4 protein-coding genes, 1 tRNA gene and 1 pseudogene are annotated in these 4,831 nt (G+C 39.8%); 1 reads left to right on the top strand and 5 read right to left on the bottom strand.

Annotated elements, in window-relative coordinates:
* Positions 1–344: 344 nt before the first annotated feature.
* The 5 genes and pseudogenes from AC1DPQ_RS17790 to AC1DPQ_RS17770 all read right to left on the bottom strand — a co-directional run bounded on the left by AC1DPQ_RS17790 (position 345) and on the right by AC1DPQ_RS17770 (position 4,259).
* Positions 345–1,676, bottom strand: coding sequence for a Gfo/Idh/MocA family protein (locus AC1DPQ_RS17790; protein WP_477584064.1), 1,332 nt, complete (start codon positions 1,674–1,676; stop codon positions 345–347).
* 350 nt (positions 1,677–2,026) lie between these two features.
* Positions 2,027–2,197 (bottom strand): annotated as a pseudogene (locus AC1DPQ_RS17785) (helix-turn-helix domain-containing protein); the annotation flags it as partial.
* Positions 2,198–2,212: 15 nt separating this feature from the next.
* A complete protein-coding gene (locus AC1DPQ_RS17780; protein ID WP_477584062.1) occupies positions 2,213–2,941 on the bottom strand; it encodes an AraC family transcriptional regulator in 729 nt (242 codons plus the stop codon).
* A 43-nt stretch (positions 2,942–2,984) separates the two neighbouring features.
* Positions 2,985–4,025, bottom strand: a complete 1,041-nt coding sequence (locus AC1DPQ_RS17775; RefSeq protein WP_477610405.1) for an SDR family oxidoreductase — start codon at positions 4,023–4,025, stop codon at positions 2,985–2,987.
* Positions 4,026–4,186: 161 nt separating this feature from the next.
* Positions 4,187–4,259 (bottom strand) — tRNA-Lys (locus AC1DPQ_RS17770).
* 182 nt (positions 4,260–4,441) lie between these two features.
* On the opposite strand from AC1DPQ_RS17770, the gene AC1DPQ_RS17765 reads away from it, so the two are divergent.
* A partial coding sequence (locus tag AC1DPQ_RS17765; RefSeq protein ID WP_477610404.1) for a formylglycine-generating enzyme family protein occupies positions 4,442–4,831 on the top strand: 390 nt, incomplete at its 3' end.

Below are 4,831 nucleotides of genomic sequence, written 5' to 3'. Positions count from 1 at the left end.
CATTCCCGCTCAGCAAATGTATGTCGGCAATGTGCGAGGTCAGTTTTTTCTTAATTCCGCACAGGAAAGAGCGAATCTCTATTTAGGCAAACTTTATTAGTGGCATATTTTTAGACAATTTCGACGGCTGTTGGCACTAGCGGTACAGAAGACCTTGTTTTTTTATCCCTTTTGCCTTTAACACCGAATCACCCACCATTTTTTGTGAATTCGCGCGAATTTTGGCAATCCCCAAAAGCAAAAACCCTGCTAATCGTGCGATTGCAGGGTTTGATACATTTTGATGGTCTTTAGTATGATCCCGGAGGGACATGTATACCTCCTGATCTGTTTAGACTGTAGCGTTAAACTTTAGGTAAGCTGTAGCCGTTGTGATACTGGGCCAACAGGTATTTATCGTTTACCTTCTGGTCTGTAAACTGATGTTTGGCATTGTCCCATGATAATTTTTGTCCGCTTCTGAAGGCAAGATTTCCCATTTGGGCAACGGTAGCTACATGCGCAGCATCTTGTATAGAACAATTCAGTTCTTCTTTTTTTCTGGATCTCACCACACTAAAGAAATTGACCATATGATTGTCCAGTCCATTGTCTGAAGATTTAACAAAGGGCTTACTCACTTTATTGCCGCTTACCTTTTCTTCAATAACTTCCCAGCCTTGCCTGTTGAGGATCAGCGTGCCGTTGTTACCGATATAGGCAATCCCATGGTTGCGGTTGTAAGAGCCGTTATCAATGCCCATGGCAGAATCCCATACCATGTTGAACTTGTCAAACTCATATAAGGTAGTGAGCGTATCAGGCGTTTCTTCATACAGATCGGGATAGGCGAAGCGGCCACCCAGTGCAGATATGGTTTTTGGTACGGGTGAATTCATGCCCAGCAAGCCATAATCCAATAAATGCACGCCCCAGTCGGTCATTAACCCACCGGCATAATCCCAGAACCAGCGGAAATTGAAGTGATATCTGCTGGCATTGAATGCTCTTTTATTCGCCGGCCCAAGCCACATGGCATAATCAACGCCTGCAGGGGGTAGGGTATCTGGTACTATGGGGGCAGGTTTCATCCAGCCCTGGTAACACCATACTTTTACCGTTCTGATATTTCCTAGCTGGCCACTCTTTACAAAATCAACAGCATCTTTAAAATGTTGCTGACTGCGCTGCCATTGACCTGCCTGCACAACCTTATTGTATTTTTCCTGCGCTTTGACCATGGTACTGCATTCGACAATAGAGTTGCCGACCGGTTTTTCGACATATACATCTTTACCTGCCTGTACTGCATGGATCATCATCAGGGCATGCCAGTGATCGGGTGTGCCGATAATTACGGCGTCGACATCTTTGTTATCGAGCAGCGCACGATAATCTTTATATCTTTTTACTTTCGCGGCGTCAACATTCATCGACTTTAATTCGGCCATCCTTTCATCAAGCACATTGGCATCACTGTCGCACAGGGCGATCAGGTTTACGCCCGGTACTTTGAGGGCCGCTTTGAGGTCGGACCATCCCATGCCTTTGATTCCTATTACACCAATATTGATTTGGTCGTTTGCGCTAATAGTCTTACTGAAAAGGGCATAGGCAGGATTGTCTAAGGCAGAAAGCAGGGCAGTGGTTCCTACTGCGGTTGCAGCGTAGTTGAGGAAATTTCTACGGTTTAACATTTAATTTAGGTTAGATTTATACTGAAAGTAAATTACAAAATAATTAGCGGAGCATCCAGGGTATGGGTAAAATTAATAAGAATGTTACCAGGCCGGCGCTTCTGTTCGAATCCCTTTTAAACAAAAAATCCGCCAAATTCGTTGGAGCATTTCTATGATCGCGCTGAAACGTACACTTAGTGCGAAGATCAGCACTTAATAGTATTTAATGCGGTTTAAATTTTGACTCACCTAATCGCTCTATATGTTTTAGATGCAATTGCTATTAATGAAATATTTTAAGTGAAAAATTTCAGGAAATTTCGGGATTGTGAATAAAAATTGATGAATTAAGAAGACTTAGAATAATTTTAATTTAACGACTTCCTGAATTCAAGAGGCGAAATATCAGTTTTAGCTTTAAATAATTTACTAAAAGATTGAGAATGCTCAAACCCCAATTCATAAGCAATTTCACTCACTGAAAGTTCAGTTGTTGAGAGTTTTYCTTTGGCTTTTTCAATCAGCTTTTCGTGGATGTGCTGTTGCGTGGTTTGTCAGGTTAAATTTTTCAAAAGACTCCGCATATAGTATTGCGACATATTGAATTTGTCTGAAAGAAGCCGAACACTCGGCAAACCTTGTTCTTTGAGATTATTTCCTTTGAAATAATCTTTGAGCAGAATTTCCAGACGTTCCAAAAATTGATGATGCGCTTTATAACGCGTAATAAACTGTCGCTGATAAAATCTTTGAGAATAATTCAAAAGCGTTTCTAACTGAGAAATAATAATGCGCTGACTGAATTTATCAATGTTGGTTTGATATTCCTGCTTGATGTTATCAGTAATTTGCTGGATTTTTATTTCTTCATCTTCGGATAAAAATAATGCTTCATGGACAGAATAGTCAAAGAATTCATATTTCTTGATTGCGCTTGCCAATGGCGTATTCCAAAGAAAATCCGGATGAATCATCATCATCCATCCGGACGGATTTTTGCCATTTTCTTCTCGTATGACGCTCAGAATCTGATGTGGAGCCATACAGAACATCACGCCTTCATCAAAATCGTAATCCTGCTGCCCATATCTATATTTATGATTCATATCTCTCTTGACAGAAATCATATAAAAATCAAACATCAAACGCTGCTTTCCGCTTTCCAAAGCCGGCGCCATATCTTCAAAATTAATCACACTGATGAGCGGATGTTTTGGCTTTGGCAAGCCACGCAAAGTGTGAAATTGAGAGATGGTTTTTATTCTTATTGGCGAATCAGACATCCGTTTAATATTTAATCAAATTTAATGAATATAAAGGTACAGACTATTTTGCCTCAGAGAAATAAACATCATTTTGCAAATCTTCCATCAAAGTTGGGTGTTGAGGATTCCAACCTAATGTTGTCTTAGTTACTTCACTTGAAGTCAGATTGTTAAGCTTTACAAAATGTGCAAACCAGCCGAAATGTGCTGCTGCTTCATCGTTTGTTAGGGAAACAAGTGGAATCTGCAATTTTTCTGCAATAAAAGTTGCAATGTCTTTAAATGGAATTCCCTGTTCTGCAACTGCGTGATATCTAGTTCCGCTTATAAAAGGTTTTTCCAAAGCTAATCGGTACAGTTTTGCTGCATCAAGTCTGTGGACAGCAGGCCAGAAATTATTGCCATCATTAATAATTGCAGCCTTTCTTTTTTCTTTTGCAATATTAATCGAGGTCGGAACAAAACCAATTACATCTCCTTTACCGTGAACAGATGGAGAGAGTCTTACAACGGCAACTTTCACACCTTTTGCAGCTACGGCGTCAGCTGCATTTTCTGTTGCGATTCTGGGATGCGGATTGTTTGCGGAAAGATCTTTTTCAGTTGTGATTCCCTCTTTTGAAAAAAGTGCAGTTCCTGAAGTGATGAGAAAAGATTTGTCTGTTCCCATTAAAGCTTCGCCTATTGTTTCAATCACTTTTCCATCAAGTTTACACATTTCCTCAAATCTTGTAAAATCGTGGACAAATCCTAAATGAATCACTGCATCTGAAGCGATAGCTCCTGATTTCAAACTTTCAAAATCGTTTAAATCTCCGCTGTGTGCTTCTGCGCCGGCTTCAATCAATTTGTTTACTGATTCTTGCGAACGAGCCAATCCCAAAACCTGGTGCCCATGGGCTAATAATTCCTGTACTACGGCAGTTCCTACGAAACCTGTAGCGCCTGTAACAAATACTTTCATTTTGATATAATTTAATGAAGCAAAGTTCAGATTTCGTTTCTGTACTCTTGTAGCCGAAAAGTATTTTCTTGTAGCCGAAATGCGATTTATTGCATATTTTGGCATTTCGGGTAAATAAAATGAAAAGCTTGCAATCATTTGATCTACAAGATTTTACGTATTTTTTATGCTATTTTCTGTGATCCCGCTGGGATTGGCTCAGCCCTGAGCCTTTTACAAATCGAACCCAGGCCGGCGCTTCTGTTCGAATCCCAACAGACATAAAACAAAAAAACCTCACATTTCTGTGAGGTTTTCTGTGATCCCGCTGGGATTCGAACCCAGGACCACTACATTAAAAGTGTAATGCTCTACCAGCTGAGCTACGGAATCTACTTTGCTTAAAACGTTATCCGTTTCCTTTAAAGTGGTGCAAATATAGGGTTATGAAGCATTTCTTACAAATAAAAAATTGCCAAATGCGTTAGTGTATTGATTTATAGGCGAATTAATTATTTAGCTTCTCTTTTTTAAACTTAATTGATATTTTTATCGCTCCTAATTTAATATCAATCATGTATAGATTTCTTTCTGCTTTGTTTTTTTTGCCGCTTCTCTTTATATTTTCCTGTCAATCTAACCATGCTAAGGAAGAAGAAAAGGCTAAACACAAGCAAGATTCTTTAGCCTCATGCGAAAAAAATATGCCAAGCCGTTTTGGTGCGGTAAAAGATGCTTCAAGTTTCGCTTCCAATAATAAAGTAAGTCATGAAGGCATGGTTTTAATTCCAGCTGGCGAATTTGCCATGGGCGCTTCTGATAAAGAGGGCAGGGATGATGAATACCCACAACATCAGGTTAAAGTCTCTTCCTTCTGGATTGATGCTACCGAAGTAACCAATGCCAGTTTTAAAAAGTTTGTTGATGCTACCGGGTATCTTACTACGGCCGAACGTAAACCAGAT

It is taken from the genome of Pedobacter sp. 01T416_2, from assembly GCF_056398925.1.
This window is presented reverse-complemented; position numbering and strand designations above follow the sequence as displayed.

Excerpts from the sequence above, each read along its gene's own strand:
- AC1DPQ_RS17790 (WP_477584064.1), bottom strand. The coding sequence starts at position 1,676 with ATGTTAAACCGTAGAAATTTCCTCAACTACGCTGCAACCGCAGTAGGA.
- AC1DPQ_RS17775 (WP_477610405.1), bottom strand. The coding sequence starts at position 4,025 with ATGATTGCAAGCTTTTCATTTTATTTACCCGAAATGCCAAAATATGCA.
- AC1DPQ_RS17780 (WP_477584062.1), bottom strand. The coding sequence starts at position 2,941 with ATGTCTGATTCGCCAATAAGAATAAAAACCATCTCTCAATTTCACACT.